Source organism: Vreelandella sulfidaeris Esulfide1 (genome assembly GCF_054072535.1).
Window position 1 is genome coordinate 2,440,537 of sequence record NZ_CM133364.1, and the last position, 18,739, is coordinate 2,459,275.

The following is an 18,739-nucleotide window of genomic DNA, read 5'->3' on the forward strand; positions in this document are numbered from 1 at the left end:
TTCAGTACGCTTAATCAGCCGAGCGCGGCGTATAAACCAGCGGTACCCCTGCTCGCTCTATCATGCGCGTCTGCTGGGAACCGACGATCACCAGGGTGCGCATATCGGCCATGTCCGGCGTCGCCTCGCCGAGGGTGGTGACGCGAATCGACTCTTCCGGCGTGGACACCGCCCGGGCAAAGATGATCAGCCTATCCGGCCCGCAGGCTTCCCGCAGTACCTCTAGCGTACGCTCAAAGCCTACCGGGCGCGCCTTGGAGCGCGGGTTGTAAAACGCCATGGCAAAGTCGGCTTCAGCAGCCATGCGCAGGCGCTTTTCAATCAGCGCCCAGGGCTTGAGGTTGTCGGAAAGATTAATGCAGCAGAAGTCGTGCCCCAGTGGCGCGCCGACGCTTGCGCTGGCGGCTAGCATGGCGGAAATACCCGGCAGCACCTGAATATCAAGCATGCGCCACTGAGCATCGCCTGCTTCCAGGGCCTCAAACACCGCAGCAGCCATGGCGAATACGCCGGGGTCGCCGGAAGACACTATCACTACCCGGTGGCCCTCAAGCGCCAGCTGTAGCGCCTGCTCCGCCCGGCGGATCTCTTCGCGGTTGTCCGAGCCGTGACGCACCAAGCCAGCCCGTGGCGCGACCCGGTTAACGTAGGGTACATAGCCCACTACGTCGGTGGCTTCCTGCAGTGCGGCCGTTACCTCGGGGGTGATCATGGCCTCGGAGCCCGGCCCTAGACCGACGATTTTCAGCCAGCCGCTCATGGCCGCCTCCCGTGGCCATGGATCAGCACAATCGAGAAGTACGGCACGCTCTCGCCAACGTCCGCCAGCGGCAATACGCGTTGTTGCGACATGGCGGCGTACTCGATCAGCCACGCTTCGCCTTCGCGGCCAGCGTGAACCAGCGCCCGACGCAGCTTGGCCAGGTTGCGGCCAATCTTCATCACTACCAGCGCGTCGGTCTGGGCGATGCGCTCGGCCAACGCGTCTTCGGGTAGCGTGGCCATCAGCACGGTCAGGATGTCATCGCCCCAGGTAATCGGCTGGTCGGTGGCCGTCCACGCCGCCGACATGCCGGTAATCCCCGGCACCACCGAGACGGGCACGCGATTTAGCAGCCGCGTATAGAGGTGCATGAAGGAGCCGTAGAAGAACGGGTCGCCTTCACACAGCACCACCACATCGCACCCGGCCTCTGCCATCTCGATCAGCTGGGCCACGCTGCGTTCATAGAAAGCCGCCAGCAGCTCATTGTAGCGCGGGTCGTCGAAGGGAATTTCCGTAGTGACCGGGTATTCCATAGGCAGCTCGATTGCGCCGGGGGGGATCATGCCCTCCACGATGGTGCGCGCATGGCCACAGCGGCCCTTTTTACGGAAATAGGCCACGTGGGTCGCCCCGCGTATCAGGCGGTCGGCGCGCACGCTCATTAAGTCTTGGCTGCCGGGGCCCAGCCCAACGCCGTATACCGTTCCCTGGGTCATTCGATGCGATCCGCCATGGCGTTGATGGCCGCTACCGTCACGGCGCTGCCGCCCAAACGCCCGCGGACGATACAGCTGGGCAGTGTCGGGTTAGCCAACAGCGCTTCCTTGGATTCCGCCGCGCCGACAAAGCCTACCGGGCAGCCGATAATCGCCGCCGGGCGCGGGCACGCTGGGTCTTCAAGCATATTGAGCAGATGAAACAGCGCGGTGGGCGCGTTACCAATGGCGACCACGGCGCCTTCCAGGTGCGGCCGCCACAGTTCCAGCGCCGCCGCCGAGCGGGTGTTGGCCATTTCCTGGGCGAGGCCGGGCGTTCGCTCATCGTTGAGGGTGCAGATGACTTGGTTATCCGCGGGCAGCCGCTTGCGGGTGATGCCTTCCGAGACCATGCGGGCATCGCAGAGAATCGGTGCGCCCTGCTCCAATGCGGCACGGGCCTTATTGACCACGTCATTTTGAAAATGAATATGCGCGGCCAATTCCACCAGCCCGGCGGCGTGAATCATGCGCACCGCCACGGTCTCTTCTTCCACTGAAAAGCGACCAAGCTCGGCTTCACTGCGAATAATCGCAAACGACTCCCGGTAAATCGCCGGGCCACTGGTTTCGTACTTATAGGGCACCCAAACTCTCCAAATAACGTATCACTTCAGATTCACTCAGCCCGGTGGCCTGCGGCGTGCTATCGGCGCGGCCATTGATTATCACGTCAAAGCGACCATCGCGGCCGGTAAGACACAGCGCTGCCGGTCGTTGGTTTGCGCAGCCTTTAGCGCAGCCGGATATATGCACGGTTCCTTCCACCCAGCCGCTTAGCTTCTCGGCAAGCGGGTGGGTGGCGACACTCGCCTGTTCGCAATAGGGCGCGCCGGGGCAGGCGTCCATCGCTAGCCGCGGGTCGCTATTATGGTGGATCAAGCCATCAACCCCGGGTAGTGTATCGCAATCCTTCAACAACAGCCGCCGCCAGGGGGTGACCTGCACGACGCGGGCACTTGTTTGGGAGACAGCCTCGCGAAGCGTTTCAGCCGCCAACCGGCCAAAGGGAAGACCCACCACCATGCCCTCGCGATGTTCGCCCAGCGCCAGCTTCTCGCCGGGGGACGCTGGGGCGGTATCGGCAGGTGCCCAATCGGGCAGCGGTGCTGTGTGCCGCCGCATACGGCCTGACGCCCGGCCGCCACTGTCTACAAACCAGTGGGTCAGGCGTATCAGCTGCTCGACGGCGGCATCGGTACCGCTAACCGCCGTGCCTAGCGCGTAGCCATCGGCGCGTACCAGTAGGCCGCCTTCCGTTGAGCGCTCGATACGAAAATCGGCGGCGCTGTCGCCAAGCACCGGTACTTTTCCCGCGTCAATAGCAATGCCGACCTTGCCAGGCATGGCGGCTAATTCGCTACCCCGCGCTTGCAACAAGCGGGCAATGGTAGGGGTGTCATCGCCGTTTTGCCAGGCGGGCGCCAGCATCAGCTGTGGCTGGCGTTCTACTTCTGGGTCGTCGCTCACCAGTTGATTTTCGACCAGAAACGCCATCAGCGGCGGCCAGCTTTCGTCGGTTACTCCACGCAGCTGCAGATTGGCCCGGCTAGTCAGCTCGATCAAACCGCTGCCGTAGGTCTCGGCGGCGTCGCAAAGTGCCATTATCTGTTGGCGCGATAGTTGGCCCAGCGGCGGGCGCACGCGCACAAGCCAACCGTCGCCGGTGGCCATGGGCCGCCACGCGCCGGGGCACCAGCCTTTAATGCGCGGGCTGGGCGACATGACCACTGGTCTCTTTGGCTTCGTCCATTTCCAGCAGCAGATCCTGAAGCGCCTGGCCGTTCTCACCGGGGGCTTGCCACATGCCTCGCTGGGCGGCTTCGAGTAAGCGCTCGGCCATCTCTTCCAGGGCGGCCGGGTTGTGCTCACGCAGGAACTGCTGATTGGCGGCGTCGAGTACCAGAGCATCGCTCACCTGGGCGTACTGGTAGTCGGCAATCAGGTCGGTGGTGGCGTCGTAGGCAAACAGGTAGTCCACCGTGGCGGCCATCTCAAAGGCGCCTTTGTAGCCGTGCTCTCGCATGGCGTTAATCCACTTGGGGTTCAGCACCCGCGAGCGAATCACCTTGGCCAGCTCTTCCTTAAGCGTGCGGATCTTGGGCATCGCGGGGTTGGCGTGGTCGGCGTGGTAAATCTCCGGCGCCTTGCCGCTCAGCGATCGGGTGGCGTTGGCCATGCCGCCCTGAAAGGCGTAATAGCTGTTGGAATCGAGGATATCGTGCTCGCGGTTATCCTGGTTTTGCATCACTGCATCCAGCCCCTGGAGCTGCTGCTCGAACGCGGCGCGCGCGGCAGTGCCGGAGGCCTTGAACTGACCGTAGGCGTAGGCGCCTGTCTTCATATAGGCCTCGGCCAAATCGTCGGCGCTGTCCCAGGTGCGGTTTTCAATCAGCCGGTTGAGGCCCGCGCCGTATTCGCCGGGCTTGCTGCCAAATATTCTATAGCTCGCCTCCTGGGCGGCCATCTCCGGGCTTAACCCTTGGTCTTCCAGTTCCTGCTGGCGGGAAAGCACCGCCTCGCGGATGGTGTTGCTGTTGCCCGGCTCTTCATAGCGCGCCACCGCCTGCACGGCGGCGTCAAACAGGCGAATCACGTTGGGGAAGGCGTCGCGGAAGAACCCGGAGACCCGCAGCGTGACATCGACCCGTGGCCGATTGAGCAGCATCGAGGGAATGACTTCAAAGTCGCTCACCCGTTGAGAACCCAGCGACCAGATGGGCCGCACGCCCATTAGCGCAAAGGCTTGGGCAATATCATCGCCGCCGGTGCGCATAGTGGCGGTACCCCAGATGGATAGCCCCAGCCGCCGCGGGTAGTCGCCGTGATCCTGCAGGTAGCGTTCGACAAACGCCTGGGCGGATTTTTCGCCCAGCGTCCAGGCGGCGGGCGATGGAATCGAGCGGTTATCCACGCTGAAAAAGTTGCGCCCGGTGGGTAGCGTATCCAACCGCCCACGGCTGGGGGCGCCGCTGGGCCCGGCGGGCACGAAGATGCCTTCAAGGCCGTCGAGCAGCGACTGAATCTCCATCTTCACGCCGCGCTGCATGGTGACCCATAGCTGGTCGCGGGCGTAGCGCAGCTGCGCTGCCGTATCGGGGTAATCCTGGGCCAGATCATCCAGGCAGCCGTCTGCCAAGACGTAGTCGGCCACCCAGCGCTCGGCCAGCAGTTCCAGGCGCTCGCGGGCATCCGCCCCGGTGCGCCAGGGGGTATCGAGCTGCTGGCTTAGAATGGCCGGTTCAGTCCCCTGCCAGGGCTCGTTGCCCGCGGCTAACGGGTCAAAATCCAAGCCTAAATCGCTGGCCAAGTTGTGCAGCAGGCCGCGGCTGGCCACCGATTCGCCCCGGGGTAGCCGCAACAGCGCCACCAAGGTGCCCGCCCGCTTTTCTTCCGGCGGCAGCGTGCCGAGTATGTGCAGGCCGTGACGGATCTGTGATTCCTTGATGTCGCACAGAAAGGTATCCAGCGCGTTGAGAATCTCGGCCTCACACTCACCGCTCGCCACGTGGGCCAGTTCCTGTTCAATGCCTGTATCACGCAGGTGGGCGAGGATCTGACTGCGAATCAGCGCTTCCCGGCGGGGATCCATATCCAGCGCTTGATAATATTCGTCGGTGAGCGCTTCAAGCTCGGCCATAGCGCCGTAGAGTTCAGCCCGGGCCAGCGGCGGCATCAGGTGGTCGATGATCACCGCATGACTGCGGCGCTTGGCCTGGGCGCCCTCGCCGGGGTCGTTGACGATAAACGGATAAAAGTGCGGCAGCGGCCCCAGGGCAATATCCGGCCAGCAGTCGGCGCTCAAGGCGATGCTTTTGCCCGGCAGCCACTCCAGGTTGCCGTGTTTACCGACGTGGATGACCGCATCGACCTGGTAGTGCGCGCGCAGCCAAAAATAAAACGCCAAGTAGCTGTGCGGCGGCGCCAGCTCCATATCATGGTAGGACTGAGTGAGATCGTCGATAAAATCGCGTTCCGGCTGGATACCCACAAAGGTCTCACCCAGTCGAATACCGGCGATCATCAACCGACCCTGGCGGCATTTGGGGTCTTCGTGAGGCGCGCCCCAGCGCGTCCATACGGTTTCCTGAAGCGCGGTGGGCAGGGTTTGAAACCAGGCCAGGTAATCGTCCACGCTGATGCTCTGCCAGCAGGCGCGCTGGTCGAGACTGCCGTGATCGTTGGTCACCGCGTCCTGAAGCTGGCGGATCAAGTCATCGCCGTTTTCCGGCAGTTCGCTGAGCGGGTAACCCGCCTCTTTCAGGGCGCTGAGAATCTGCAGCGTCGATGCAGGCGTATCCAGCCCGACCCCGTTACCAATGCGGCCATCGCGATTGGGGTAGTTGGCCATGATCAGCGCAACACGCTTCTGTCCGTTGGGGGTCAGCCGCAACGAACAAATGCGCCGCGCCAGCTCGGCCACAAAGGCGGCCCGCTCCGGGTGGATCACGTGGTGGGTCACCGCCAGTTGGCAGCGCGGATTGTAGTGGGCTTCGGCTTTAAAACCCACCGCCCGGGTGATGATGCGGCCATCCATCTCGGGAAGTACCACTTGCATCGCCACATCGCGACTATGCAGCCCGGCGGCCATGCCCTGCCAGTCTTCGCTAGTGCTGCTGGCAAGAATCGCCTGGAGCACCACGGGTCGGCCTACAAAAAGATTGTCAGGTAGCTCTTCCCCCTGGGCATTCAGCCCGTCGGCGTTGCGATTGACCGCAAAGCTGGTGGTATTGATCACCAGCATCGCGCCGGTCTGCTCAATCAGGTGATTAATAAAATCAATACACGGCCCTTCTTTCAGGGACGCCACGGCCACCGCCAAGGGCTCAAGCCCCTGGTCTTTAAGCGCCGCCAGCAAGCCGTCGGGTACGGCGGTATTCGCCCCCTGCAAATGGCTGCGATAAAACAGTAGCAGGCACACTGGCCGCCCTGGCACCTGGCGATTACGCCACTCGCTTAGGCTGGATGCCTGCTGCTCCTGGGATGCATAAATCACCGCTGGCGGAATGACCTTGGGCTCCTGCCAGTCGCCCAACGGCCTATCCATATACTCATTAGCGACAAAGCGTAGCAGCTGCTCGGCGTTATCGGTGCCGCCCTCTCGCAGGTAGCGCCATACGCGGTAAGCGTCATCAAAGGGGATGGTGGAGTCTTCCAGCAGCGCATCATCCGGGGCGTCGCAGCCCGGCACCAGAATCAGCTGGCGGCCGGGTTTCGCCGCCGCCCAGGCGAGCAGGCGTTCATGACCATAGGGCCAATAGGCTTTGCCGCCCAACAGCGAGACAATCACCAGCTGAGCTTTTTCCAGCACCCGATCTTCGTAGAGATCGTAGGCGGCCGGTTTTACCAAGTTCATCCAGTTGGCCAGCCGCACCGAGGGGTACGCCTCGCCCAGACGATCAACCGCCTGGGCCAGCGCCGACAGATTGCTATCGGCGGCGGAGAGTATCACGACCTCGGCGGGGCTCTGTTGCAGGTCGATGATGCCTTCATCATCGACAAAGCCTCCGGGCTTGGCGGCAAATAAGTGCATTAGGTAACCGTTTGAACCTCTGCTTCAGCCAGCGCGTCACGCAGCGCTGCGCTATCCAGGTGTTTGCCAATAATCACTAATTGGGTTTGGCGGAGTTCGTCCTGAGCCCATAGCCGGTCGAAGTAGCCTTCCAGTCGCTCGCCCACCGCCTGGATGACCCGACGCATGGGTTTGCCCGGAATCGCTGCAAAGCCTTTGGCGCGGTAGATCTCGTGGCTTTTCAGCAGCTGCTGGAGCTTGTCGGCCAGAACATCGCCATCGACTTCGCCCAGGGTGATCACGCAGGAATCAAAATTATCGTGGGCGTGGTCGTGGTGAGCGCCTTCGGCGTGGTGCTTGTCGTGGTGATTGGTAATGCTATCGATGTTTTTTTCGCTTGCTGCGCCGATGCCCATCAGCGCTTCCAGCTGGGTGGTGTCGGTGGTCAGGGTCTGATCGATAAACAGCGTTTTCACCGAGGCACTCACCCGCGCCTGAATCACCGCTTCCACCTTAGCGCGCTCTTCCGGGCTGAGCAGGTCGGCCTTGCTGACCAGCACCAGATCCGCCGCGCTGAGCTGGTCATCGAGCAGCTCGCGCAGGCTGGGGTCGTGATCCAGGCTCTCGTCGGCGAGGCGCTGGGCGGCCACCTTATCTACGTCGCTGGCATAGCGCCCGGCGGCTACCGCAGGGCCGTCGATCACGGTAATAATCGCATCCACGGTGCAGTGCTGGCGGACGTCGGGCCAGTTGAACGCCTGCACCAGCGGCTTGGGCAGCGCTAGGCCGCTGGTTTCGATCAGGATATGGTCGATATCGTCACGGCGGGCGACCAGCTTTTTCATGACCGGCAGAAACTCCTCTTCCACCGTGCAGCAGATACAGCCGTTGGCCAGCTCATAGATGCTGCCGTCTTCCCCGTCTAGCTGCCCGCCTTCGCTACCCTCTTCACACCCCAGCGCACAGCTGCGCAGCAGGCTGGAGTCGATATCCTGCTCGCCGAACTCATTGACGATCACGGCGATCCGCTTGCCGGTCACCTGACGCAGAATATTGGCCAGCAGCGTGGTTTTGCCGCTGCCCAGAAAACCGGTCACGACCGTGGCAGGAATCTTATTCAGTTGTACGTTATTGGGCTGCATGGGTAAATGCCTCGCTGTGTTGCGGTTCGCAGTACGCCGGGCTGGCAGAAAAGAGCCTTGCCACAGCGTCAGGATTATTTGGGAAAAACAGATGTAAATAGGTCGCCGTCAGACGCTTTTGACGGTAAATCGCCTCCCCCGGTGCGGGGTGCCGCTGGCGGCGGCCGTGGCCAATCGGCTCGGGGGTGCCGTCCGCCATGGAGCGGTGGTGCGCGTGACCGCGAACCGGGCCTTCCGGCAGCTCGGCAGTTTGCATCCCCTGGCAGCCACGGCGCCCGCGCATAGCTCCCTGCCCGGGCAGCAGGCCCAGCATGGTGTGGGTAATATCGTCGTAGTCGGTCAGGCTTTCCAGGCAGTACAGCAGCCCACCACACTCGGCCAGAATGGGCTTGTCGGCGCTATAGAACGCCTCAATGGCGGAACGCATGGCGCCGTTATCCGCCAGCGTTTGAGCGTGAAGCTCCGGGTAGCCACCGGGCAGCCAGAGGGCGTTGCATTCTGGCAGGCGACTATCCCTTAGCGGCGAAAAGAAGCGCAGCGTGGCGCCCATCTGCTCCAGCAGATCGAGGTTGGCCTGATAGACGAAGCTAAAGGCGGCGTCCCGGGCCACGCCAATGGTGTGGCCTTTGAGCAACGGATTAACGGCCGCAAGCTGTTCCTGGGGGGCGGTAAAGGTCACCGGTGAAAGCGCCGCGAGCGCGTCCAGCAGCCCGGCGGCTTCCAGCGCTTTGGCGCCAGCCTCGAAGCGAGCTTCCAGATCCTCACGAATTTCCGCCGCCTGCACGAGGCCCAGGTGGCGCTCGGGGAGCGACAGCGCGGGGTCGCGCGGCATGGCGGCCAGCAGAGGAATCGTCGGCGGTAGCGCGCCTTCGATCAGCTCGCGGTGGCGCTGCGAGCCGCAGGCATTGGCGATTAATCCAGCGATATGGATATCGTCGCGAAAGCTGGCAAGCCCCGAAACCAGCGCCGCGGCGGTTTGCGCCATGCCTTTTACATCCATGACGATCGCCATGGGAATATCGAACAGGGCCGCCAGATCGGCGCTTGAGGGTTCGCCGTCGAACAGCCCCATGGCGCCTTCCACCAGGATCAAGTCCGCTTCACAGGCGGCGTCATAAAAGCGCTGGCGGCAGTAGGCTTCGCCGGCCATCCATAGATCCAACTGATCCACCGGCTGGCCGGAGGCCTGGGCGAGTATCTGCGGATCCAGGTAGTCCGGGCCGGTCTTGAACACCCGCACCACCTTGCCTTGGTTGCGCAGCAGGCGCGCCAGGCCCGCCGTGACGGTGGTTTTGCCCTGGCCTGAAGCTGGGGCGGCGATAAACAGCGCGGGGCAGCGAGCGGTTGGCGTCGTCATTAGTATTCGATCCCCGCCTGGGCTTTGACGCCGCCGCGAAAGGCGTGGCGCTCGTCCTGAACAACGCTGATGGTATCGGCGATTTCCTGCAGCGGCGTGGCCATGGTGCGCCCGGTAATGATGATGTTCTGGTGTGCCGGGCGGCGCTTAAGCGCTTCCACCACCGGCTCGGGGTCGAGATAGCCGTACTTGAACATGTAGCTCATCTCGTCCAGCACGATCATATGATAAGTGGGGTTCTCCAGCAGCCCTTTGGCGACTTCCCAGGCGGCCTCGGCGGCTTCGATGTCCCGCTCGCGGTTCTGGGTTTCCCAGGAAAAGCCGTGGCCCATGATGTGCCAGTCGAGCTTGGGATGATCGCGAAAGAACAGGTACTCGCCGGTTTCACGGCGACCTTTGATGAACTGGATCACCGCGCACTGCTGGCCGTGCCCCAGTGAGCGCGCCATAGTGCCAAAAGCCGAACTGCTTTTACCCTTGCCGTTGCCTTTGAGCAGAATCAGCACGCCGCGCTCTTCCGTCGCCTTGCTGATGCGCTCGTCGACCACGCCTTTTTTACGCTGCATCCGATCTAAATGGCTTGCGTCGCTCATGAGAGGTTCCCAGGTTGATGTGCAGAGACTGTAGGCGCCATAGAGGGTTTACCAAACGAGGCTGGCCAGTAACGCGCGCCCAGCTGCTGGGCGATGCGTGCGCCCTGCCCGCGTTTGACTTTCGACTGTTCGGTATCGATCAGCAGGCAGTCCTCCAGCGGGGCGAGATCGTCAACGGTTTCCCGGGTGCGGCCATCGGTGATCAGATAAGTCCGCACCTTCAGGCCGGGCTCGCGGCGCTGCCACTGGCGGATCAGCCTTTTGGCTTCAATAATCGCCTCCCGCAGCGGAGTGCCGCCACCGCCGTTGGCCGCCTCAAGCGTGTCCCGCGCGTCTTTGGGGGCCCGGCGGCGTGAGAGTATCGGCACGACACCGCCATTGCCAAACCCCAGCACCGCCACCTGCTCCCGCGCGGCGTAAGCTTGGCTGACCAGTGATTCGACCAGCCCCTTTGCCTGGCCTAACAGCCGTTGCCCCAGGGTGGAACCGGAGGTGTCCAGCAGCACCAGGTGTGCCGTTGCCTGCCCGGCGCGGGACTTGCGCATCTTTAACTGCCGCCAGGGCCACTGGCCGCGATTGGCGATCAGCGTTGCGAACCCGTCGAGTCGCGAGGTCTCTACCTGGGAGCGGCCACGGCCTTTTGTTTGGCCGCTGCCCGACGTCGCTGGCGAGTCGGCGCTGCTGGCCGCCCGGTTTGAAGTCTTGCTCGAAGGCGCATCCGGCCAGGGCGACGCGGTGGAACTGATCACCTGCTGAGCTTGGGGCGGCATGGCGCCCCACTGGCCTGACCCGCCGCGCTGAGGGTCTGACGGGCCAGCGCTGTTTTGATGCTCCTCGCCGCCACCCGACGACCGATGAGGCGGCGTGGAAGGTGGCGGGCTTGAGGAACCCCCGCTTTGCTCAGGGGGCTGGGCGTCTGAACCAATGTCCGCTGAACGCGTCCGCCGGTGAGCCAGCACCCAGGGCTCAACCATATCGATATCTGCCTGGCTAACGCTCGCCGCGCCTCGCCAGGCCGCATGGGCCTGGGCCGCCCGGTGCCAGGTAACGTCCGCCCGAAGCCCTTCAACGCCCGCGGCTTCGCAGCGCTGGGCAATCGTCGCGTAAACCCAGCTTTCGGTCGTCACCGTTGCCAGCGCCTGCTGGGCGTCTTCCAACTGCTGCATCAGCGCGGCCTGCTCATTCGCAAACTGCGCTTTATAGGCCTCGGGGTCGCGGTCAAAGGCATCGCGCTGCTGGACGATGGCAATGCGCTCTTCGATGCTCATGGGACCCGCCTGCTCGAGGCAGAGACCGAAACGGTCGAGCAGTTGAGGGCGCAGTTCGCCTTCGTCCGGGTTCATGGTGCCGATCAGGCTGAACTGCGCCGGGTGGGAGTGGCTGATGCCATCGCGCTCGACCACATTAACGCCGCTGGCGGCAACGTCCAGCAGCAGATCCACCAGCATATCCGGCAGCAGATTGACCTCATCCACGTACAGCACCCCGCCGTGAGCCTTGGCGAGCAAGCCGACATGAAAGGTGGCTTCGCGATCGGCCAGCACCTTGTTCAGATCCAGGCTGCCCACCAGGCGGTCTTCGCTGGCGCCGAGGGGCAAGGTGACAAACGGGGGTTTTCTGCCGTTGCTATCCTTGGGCAAAACGGCGGCCAGCGCCCGCGCCAAGGTGGATTTCGCGCTCCCCCTGGGGCCGCTGATCAACACACCGCCAATGCGCGGATTAATGGCGTTCAGCAGCAAGGCGGTTTTCAGCGGTTCTTGACCGACCACCGCTGCAAACGGAAACTCAGTCACCTGCATCTCCCGTGCTGGGCAAGCCTGCCCACCGGCCAATCTTGGTTGGCCGGTGCGAAGACCACCGGTCTTGAGTCTGATTCATGATAGTTGGCTGGTAGATGATAAAACCATTCATGGAGACGTGGGCAAATATGAGGGAGCAGTATAGAGGAAGGCAGGGCGGCGAAGCCAGCTTGCCACCCAGCCCGCAGCCAAGAGACAGCCCGGATGAGCATAAGGTAAGATACGGCTAGATTTTGACAAGCAGCAAATATAATATGTTATAACATTACATATTGAGAGCGCTCACGGGCGTCACCCGATTCGTTGACGGAAGCCAGACATGAAGACCGCACCTTACCTGCTGATCGCGGCATCGCTACTGCCCGCCGCTCAGGCGACTGCCGATGCCACCGATTACCCTTTGAGCTTGACCAACTGCGGCATGGAAATAGACATAGCGGTGGCACCCGAGCGGACGGTGACGGTGGGTCAATCAGCCACGGAGATCCTCTATTCGCTGGGACTCACTGACCGAGTGAACGGTACCTCGGTCTGGTTCAACCCGGTCTTGACGCCGTTTGCTGAGGCCAACGAAGAGATCGAACGAATCGCTGACGACGACCCGAGCTTCGAGGCCGTGGTCAATAAGCGCCCCGACCTGGTGGCGGTACAATACGAGTGGCACGTGGGCCCTACCGGTAGCGTGGCCAGCCGGGATCAGTTTCACGAACTGGGTATCAACACTTACATCATGCCCGCCGATTGCGACACCAAGGATAACTCGACCGGCGGCGATGGCACCCGCACCGCCGCCTTCTCGACGGATTCCATCTATAAAGGGATCACCGAGTTAGCCGAGATCTATGACGTCCAAGACGCTGGCGAGGCGCTGGTAGCGGAGCTGAACGACCGCGAACAGCGCGCTATCGAACTGGCGAACAGCCTTGAGTTGACTGAGGATCTATCCGCGGCCTTCTGGTTTTCGTCGACGGATCTGGGCGTCAGTCCCTTCGTGGCCGGCCGGCTGGGCGCACCGGGCTATATGATGGAGAAACTCGGTATTCGCAATGTCATTGAGTCAGATGAAGAGTGGCCAACCATCGGTTGGGAGAGTATCGCCCGTGCCGACCCGGATGTGCTGGTGATCGCCCGTATGGATCGTCGCCGTTTTCCCGCTGACGACATTGAAGCAAAGCGTGAGTATTTACGCAGCGACCCGGTCACCCGGGAAATGAGCGCGGTCAAGAACAACCGCATCGTGGAGATGGACGCCCATGCAATGAGCGCCACCATGCGCACTATTTACGGCCTTGAGTCACTGGCCGAGGCGCTATCAACCATGTCGTTTAACGAATGAGCATCGCCCTGACACGCCCCACCGCCAGTCGACTGGGATTGCGCTGGCTATGGGTAACGCCACTAGTGCTGGTAACAGCGCTGATCGCGGGTACCGCCATCGGGGAGACGCCGATTCCGGTGGACACCATTCTGAAAGTGCTCGCCAATCAACTGTTGGGCGCCGATTACGCAGTTGACCGCATCGACGCGGGCATTATCTGGAATTATCGTCTCAGCCGCGCCGTGGTCGCCGCCTGTTGCGGCACCAGTCTGGCCCTGGCGGGGGTCGTACTGCAGGCGCTGTTGCGCAACCCCCTGGCCGATCCCTACTTGATGGGCATTTCCGCCGGGGCCTCTACGGGTGCCGTTGCGGTGGCAGTGGCAGGCTTAGGTGCCGGTGCGCTTTCGCTCTCCCTGGGTGCCTTTGTGGGCGCCCTGCTCGCCTTCGGTATTGTGGTGATGCTCGCCCATGCGGCCAACAGCGGTGTAGGTGGCGGCCGCGGCGTTCAGGCCGCGGGGGCGATTATTCTGGCGGGCATTGCAGGCTCGCAGCTGTTCAATGCGCTGACTGCTTTTATCATCACCAAGTCAGCGAGCGCCGAGCAGGCGCGGGGCATCATGTTCTGGCTGATGGGCAATCTTTCCGGAGTGCGCTGGGCCGACGTGTCCCTGGCGGTGCCTGCGGCGCTGTTCGGGCTGCTGGTTTGCCTGTGGCACCGGCGCTCCCTGGATGCATTTACCTTCGGCGTCGACAGCGCCGCGTCCATGGGTATCGCGGTACGTCCGGTGCGCGGCATGCTGATTATCGCCATGGCGCTGGTTACAGCCGTGATGGTGTCTATCGTGGGGGCCATCGGCTTTGTCGGCCTGGTGATCCCCCACGCAATGCGTTTTATCGTGGGGAGCCGTCACACTAGGCTGGTGCCGGCTACGGCGCTGGCTGGCGCGGTGTTCCTGATCGGCTCGGATATTCTTTCCCGGGTGCTGGTATCCGGGCAAGTACTCCCCATCGGGGTGATTACCTCGCTGATCGGCGCGCCCGCGTTTGCGCTGATCCTGGTTCGCGGCAAGAGGTCCTGATGCGCTTATCGGCTGAACAGCTTGCCTGGTCGGTTCACGGCACGTCACTGCTGACTGACGTCAATCTCACCGTCGAACCCGGCCAGACCTTTGGCCTGGTGGGGCCGAACGGCTCGGGGAAAACCTCCCTGCTGCGCCTGCTGGCAGGTTTGAACAAACCCAAGGCAGGCCGGGTGCTGATTGATCACCAGCCGATGCACACGCTCAAGCAACGGGCGATTGCCCAGTCTATCGCCCTGGTGGAACAGCAGGCCGACACCACCGACCGTATTACCGTGCGCCAGGTGGTCTCGTTGGGCCGCACGCCCTTCCTTTCCGCGCTACGCCCCTGGTCGAAGGAGGACGACGCCATCGTGATCCAGGCGCTGCGCGACGTCGATATGGTGCACATGACGGACCGCCTTTGGCATACCCTGTCGGGCGGCGAGCGCCAGCGCGTGCATATTGCCAGGGCGCTGGCACAACAGCCTAAAATTCTGCTGCTGGATGAACCCACCAACCATCTGGATATTCGCCACCAGCTGTCGATCCTTGAACTGGTCCGGCAACTGCCCATCACGGTGATGATCTCGCTGCACGATCTTAATCACGCCATGGAGTGTGACCGCATCGGCGTGATGGACGGCGGCCGCCTGATCGACAGCGGCCTCCCCCAGGAGGTGCTCACCGCCGCCAGGCTCCGGCAGACCTTTGGGGTGCACGCCCATGTGGTCGACGACCCGGTGGATGGCAAGCAGATCATGCGTTTTCGCAATTCAGTTTAAGCTACTTCTATTGAGCTAAAACCTGTTCTTAGACCAAGTACTGTTTTAATAACTAGACCGCACGCGGTGGACAAGACTTTTCTTTGCTAAGGTGGAATGGTTTGTTCCATTAAGTGAGGAGTCTGCATGCGTATATTGTTCACCGGCGGTAGCGGCAAGGCTGGCCGTCATGCCACTGCTTATCTTCGCGATCAGGGGCACCGCGTCACCAATCTGGATTGGGTAACATCTGACGTGCCCGGCATCACCACCCTGAAAACCGACCTGACCGATGCAGGCCAGGTGTTCAATGCGTGCCATGCTTACGCCGGGTTTGACGAACTGGAGCCAGGCACTGGCGTGCCGCGTTACGATGCGATTGTCCACTTCGCGGCCATTCCAGCTATTTTGCATAGGCCAGACAACGAGACCTACCGCATCAATACGCTAAGCACCTACAACGTGCTGGATGCCGCCACCAAGCTGGGCATTCCTAAGGTGATCTTCGCTTCCAGCGAGACCACCTACGGCGTCTGTTTCGCCGATGGCGAGAGGAAACCGGACTACCTTCCCATCGATGAAGAGCACCCCACCGTGCCAGAAGATAGCTACGCCATGAGCAAAGTGGTCAATGAGGTGACCGCACGCTCCTTCCAGGCGCGTTCGGGTATCGACATCTACGGCCTGCGCATCAACAACGTTATCGAGCCTCACGAGTACCGCCAGGATTTCCCGGCCTACCTGGATGACCCCGCCCTGCGTCGCCGCAACATTTTCGCCTACATCGACGCCCGCGACCTGGGCCAGATGGTCGATTGTTGCCTGAAAACGGATGGCCTCGGTTACCAGGTATTCAACGTCGCCAATCACGACCTCTCAGTAGGCTTGACCAACGCCCAAGTGATCGAGCGCTTCTACGCAGGCGTACCGATCAAGCGCGATATGGGCGAATTCGAAACCTTCTACAGTATCGAAAAGGCCCGCCGGTTGGTCGGTTTCGAACCTCGCCATACGTGGCGGGACGAACTGGCGTTATAAGCTAGGCCTTAATCGGCACAAACACCGGCGCGCCATTCACCTCCACCACCGCTAGTTTTTGGCGGTATAGGCTTTCCAGCGCGCTGGGCACCAGCATGGTTTCCCTTGGGCCCCAGCAAGCCTCACCGTTGGGGTACATCAACAGCACGTGATCGCACCAGCGGGCAGCCAGGTTCAGGTCGTGCAAGCACATCATGACGGCATGTCCTTCGGCGGCCTGCTCCGCCATTAGCGCCATCACGGCACTCTGATGATGAAGATCCAGGTGGTTGGTTGGCTCGTCGGCCAGCCATACGTCGGGCGCCTGGGTCAGCAGAGTGGCAATCGCCACCCGCTGGCGCTCGCCGCCTGAAAGCGTGCTGACCAGCCGCTCACTTAGATGCGCCACATCCAGGCGTTCAAGGGCAGCCTCTGCGCGGGCATAGTCATCAGCACCCTCCATTTGCCAGGGCGAAAGATAAGGGTGACGACCAATCAGCGCGGTTTCCAACACCGCGGCGGGAAAGCCGTCCTGACGGTCTTGAAACACCAACCCCAGGCGCTGGGCCACATGGCGGCGACGCAGCTTGCCAAGCGGCTTACCCATCAGCCTTACCTCGCCTGAGCGTGGGGTTTGCAGCCCTGCCAGGGTGTGTATCAGTGTGGTTTTACCCGCCCCGTTGGGGCCCAACACGCCCCAACTCTGCCCAGGCTCAAGGGTCAGATTGAGCGGCGTTCCGCCTTCGCGGCCAGGCACATCGATAATAAGGTCGTGCGTCGAAAGAGTGCCCATCAGCGGCTCCGGTAAAGCAGGAACAGGAAGGTGGGCACGCCCAGCAGCGCGGTGATGACCCCAACGGGCAACTGTTCTGGGGCGATCATGGTGCGCGCCAGGGTATCGGCCAGCACTAACAGCGTGCCGCCCGCCAGTGCGCAGGCGGGCAGTATCAGCCGCAGATCATTGCCTAACAGTAAACGCAGCATATGCGGCACCACTAAACCGACAAAACCAATGCTGCCAGCGGTAGTGACCGCCGCCGCTGTCAGCAAGCTGGCGGTAACATAAATGCACCACTCCAACGGCCGAACCGCCACGCCCAGGGCGGCGGCCTGCTGTGGGCCACGGGCCAATACATTGAGGCTACGCCCCAGCGGAATCAGCACTGCGCAGGTCATGACTAACAGCAGCAGCGGCGGCCACGGTGTACGCGCGTAGGAGAGATCGCCCATTAGCCAGTAGAGCATGCCCGGCAAGCGCTCGGCGGGACTCAACGCCAGCATTAAAGTAATCACTGCGCCCCACCCCGATGCGACTACCACACCGGTGAGCAGCAGCCGCGAAGGCGTCCACCCGCCGCTGCCGTGAGCCAAGCCAAAAACCAGAAAGGTTGAGAGTAGCGCGCCACCAAAGGCCGAGCCCGAAATCGCCAGCCCACCTAAGCCACCGAGCATAGCGGCCAGTGCGCCAATTGAGGCACCGCCAGAAAGCCCCAGCACATAGGGGTCTGCCAAGGGGTTGCGTAGCAGCACCTGCATTAGCGCGCCCGCTATCGCCAACAAACCACCCACGGCAAACGCCGAGAGCGCCCGAGGCAAGCGCAGCTCCATCACCATGGTGCGCGCCAGGGCATCGCCTTTGCCTTGGGTCACTTCCCAAATCTGCGCAGGGGAAATCTGCGCGCTACCAACGCCCAGGGCGATGACCAAGGCACCCAGTGCGGCCAGTAGCAGTAAGCCAAGCGGCAACCCCAGGCGCGCCAGCATCAAGCGCCCCGGCGTTTTTGGCGGGCGGCATCCAACTTCTCACAAAGGACACGCGTGCCCTCCATCAGTCGCGGTGTTGGCCGCTGTATCAACGAGGGTGGCACAAAGAATAGATTGTCTTTCGCCACCGCCGTCAAGTTGGGGTATTGCTCCCAGTGGGTCAGCCAGTGGCGGTTCTCTTCGCCCATACCACCGGCCACAATGGCCTCAGGGTTGGCGACCAGCACGGCTTCATCATCAATGCGCGGCACCAGGCGCGGCTGTTCGCCAAATACGTTGTCACCGCCACAAATCTCAATCACCTGACCGATTAGGTGTTCGTTATTCACGCTCATAAGCGGCGCATCCCACACCTGATAGAAGGTGGTTACCGGCTCGCGGTCTCGATAGCGCTCTTCGAGCGCGTCCATGGTCGTGTGAAAATTATCGGCTACCGCTTGCCCGTCCGTTTCCGTGCCCGCCAGTCGCGCTAAACGCTCGATGGCACTGGCCACACCTTCTATGTCGCGGGGTTCGATATAGAATACTGGCATGCCCAAGGATTCCAGGGTTTCAAGTTGCTCTGCCGGATTCCCCGTCACCCAACCAATCACCAAATCGGGCGCCAGCCCCACTAGCTTTTCCAAATCAATGCGGGTGTGGCTGCCCACCGAGGCAACTTGCCTGGCTTCCGGTGGATAGTCGCTATAAGAGACAACGGCAACCACTTGAGCCCCTGCACCCGCCGCGTAGGTCAGCTCCGTTGCACCCGGCGAGAGCGTGGCAATCCGCTGAGCAGCATTGTGAAGGCATACTTCACGGTCACGATCATCCACTGCGCAGCGAGCAGGGTCATCGGCATTTGCCGAAGTCAACATAAGCAGTAGCGTGAGGCCCAAGGCCCCACGTGCTAAC

Annotated in this window: 16 protein-coding genes; 4 read left to right on the forward strand and 12 right to left on the reverse strand. The window is 62.2% G+C overall.

Going from position 1 to position 18,739, the window contains the following annotated elements; translation table 11 throughout:
• Positions 1 to 10 precede the first annotated feature (10 nt).
• Genes cobJ through ACW44H_RS11490 form a run of 9 tightly spaced genes read right to left on the reverse strand, consistent with a single transcriptional unit; the run spans position 11 to position 11,924 of the window.
• On the reverse strand, positions 11 to 760 hold the full coding sequence (gene cobJ, locus ACW44H_RS11450; RefSeq protein WP_457509015.1) for a precorrin-3B C(17)-methyltransferase: 750 nt from the start codon (positions 758 to 760) through the stop codon (positions 11 to 13).
• A complete protein-coding gene (cobI, locus tag ACW44H_RS11455; RefSeq protein WP_113269536.1) occupies positions 757 to 1,482 on the reverse strand; it encodes a precorrin-2 C(20)-methyltransferase in 726 nt (241 codons plus the stop codon). The genes cobJ and cobI overlap by 4 nt, the downstream gene beginning before the upstream one ends.
• A complete protein-coding gene (locus tag ACW44H_RS11460) occupies positions 1,479 to 2,108 on the reverse strand; it encodes a precorrin-8X methylmutase (protein ID WP_457504596.1) in 630 nt (209 codons plus the stop codon). Before ACW44H_RS11460 ends, cobI begins: the two co-directional genes overlap by 4 nt.
• Positions 2,098 to 3,246, reverse strand: a complete 1,149-nt coding sequence (locus ACW44H_RS11465) for a cobalamin biosynthesis protein CobG (RefSeq protein WP_457504598.1) — start codon at positions 3,244 to 3,246, stop codon at positions 2,098 to 2,100. Before ACW44H_RS11465 ends, ACW44H_RS11460 begins: the two co-directional genes overlap by 11 nt.
• On the reverse strand, positions 3,224 to 7,054 hold the full coding sequence (gene cobN, locus ACW44H_RS11470; protein WP_457504600.1) for a cobaltochelatase subunit CobN: 3,831 nt from the start codon (positions 7,052 to 7,054) through the stop codon (positions 3,224 to 3,226). Before cobN ends, ACW44H_RS11465 begins: the two co-directional genes overlap by 23 nt.
• Positions 7,054 to 8,175 (reverse strand): cobalamin biosynthesis protein CobW, encoded by a 1,122-nt coding sequence (gene cobW / locus ACW44H_RS11475; RefSeq protein ID WP_457504602.1) that lies wholly within the window; start codon positions 8,173 to 8,175, stop codon positions 7,054 to 7,056. Before cobW ends, cobN begins: the two co-directional genes overlap by 1 nt.
• Positions 8,162 to 9,532: a cobyrinate a,c-diamide synthase gene (locus ACW44H_RS11480; protein ID WP_457504604.1), complete on the reverse strand. Its 1,371-nt coding sequence runs from the start codon at positions 9,530 to 9,532 to the stop codon at positions 8,162 to 8,164. Before ACW44H_RS11480 ends, cobW begins: the two co-directional genes overlap by 14 nt.
• Positions 9,532 to 10,125: a cob(I)yrinic acid a,c-diamide adenosyltransferase gene (gene cobO, locus ACW44H_RS11485; protein WP_457504606.1), complete on the reverse strand. Its 594-nt coding sequence runs from the start codon at positions 10,123 to 10,125 to the stop codon at positions 9,532 to 9,534. Before cobO ends, ACW44H_RS11480 begins: the two co-directional genes overlap by 1 nt.
• Positions 10,122 to 11,924, reverse strand: a complete 1,803-nt coding sequence (locus tag ACW44H_RS11490) for an AAA family ATPase (RefSeq protein ID WP_457504608.1) — start codon at positions 11,922 to 11,924, stop codon at positions 10,122 to 10,124. The genes cobO and ACW44H_RS11490 overlap by 4 nt, the downstream gene beginning before the upstream one ends.
• 319 nt (positions 11,925 to 12,243) lie before the next feature.
• Here ACW44H_RS11490 and ACW44H_RS11495 point away from each other — a divergent pair, with 319 nt between their 5' ends.
• The 4 genes from ACW44H_RS11495 (at position 12,244) to ACW44H_RS11510 (ending at position 16,102) form a co-directional block, all read left to right on the forward strand.
• Positions 12,244 to 13,260, forward strand: a complete 1,017-nt coding sequence (locus ACW44H_RS11495; RefSeq protein ID WP_457504610.1) for an ABC transporter substrate-binding protein — start codon at positions 12,244 to 12,246, stop codon at positions 13,258 to 13,260.
• Positions 13,257 to 14,321 carry a FecCD family ABC transporter permease gene (locus ACW44H_RS11500; RefSeq protein WP_457504611.1) on the forward strand — a complete coding sequence of 355 codons (1,065 nt, stop codon included), beginning with the start codon at positions 13,257 to 13,259 and terminating at the stop codon, positions 14,319 to 14,321. Before ACW44H_RS11495 ends, ACW44H_RS11500 begins: the two co-directional genes overlap by 4 nt.
• Entirely contained in the window at positions 14,321 to 15,085 is a 765-nt protein-coding gene (locus ACW44H_RS11505; RefSeq protein WP_457504612.1) for an ABC transporter ATP-binding protein, read from the forward strand. The genes ACW44H_RS11500 and ACW44H_RS11505 overlap by 1 nt, the downstream gene beginning before the upstream one ends.
• A gap of 126 nt (positions 15,086 to 15,211) precedes the next feature.
• Positions 15,212 to 16,102, forward strand: a complete 891-nt coding sequence (locus tag ACW44H_RS11510) for an NAD-dependent epimerase/dehydratase family protein (protein WP_457504614.1) — start codon at positions 15,212 to 15,214, stop codon at positions 16,100 to 16,102.
• A gap of 1 nt (position 16,103) precedes the next feature.
• Here the strand turns inward: ACW44H_RS11510 and ACW44H_RS11515 are convergent, their stop codons facing one another.
• From ACW44H_RS11515 to ACW44H_RS11525, 3 genes are read right to left on the reverse strand one after another with little or no spacing between them, the layout of a single operon-like run.
• A complete protein-coding gene (locus ACW44H_RS11515; protein ID WP_457504616.1) occupies positions 16,104 to 16,874 on the reverse strand; it encodes an ABC transporter ATP-binding protein in 771 nt (256 codons plus the stop codon).
• Positions 16,874 to 17,845 (reverse strand): FecCD family ABC transporter permease, encoded by a 972-nt coding sequence (locus tag ACW44H_RS11520; RefSeq protein WP_457504617.1) that lies wholly within the window; start codon positions 17,843 to 17,845, stop codon positions 16,874 to 16,876. Before ACW44H_RS11520 ends, ACW44H_RS11515 begins: the two co-directional genes overlap by 1 nt.
• On the reverse strand, positions 17,845 to 18,702 hold the full coding sequence (locus ACW44H_RS11525) for a cobalamin-binding protein (protein ID WP_457504619.1): 858 nt from the start codon (positions 18,700 to 18,702) through the stop codon (positions 17,845 to 17,847). The genes ACW44H_RS11520 and ACW44H_RS11525 overlap by 1 nt, the downstream gene beginning before the upstream one ends.
• Between the last annotated feature and the right edge of the window lie 37 nt (positions 18,703 to 18,739).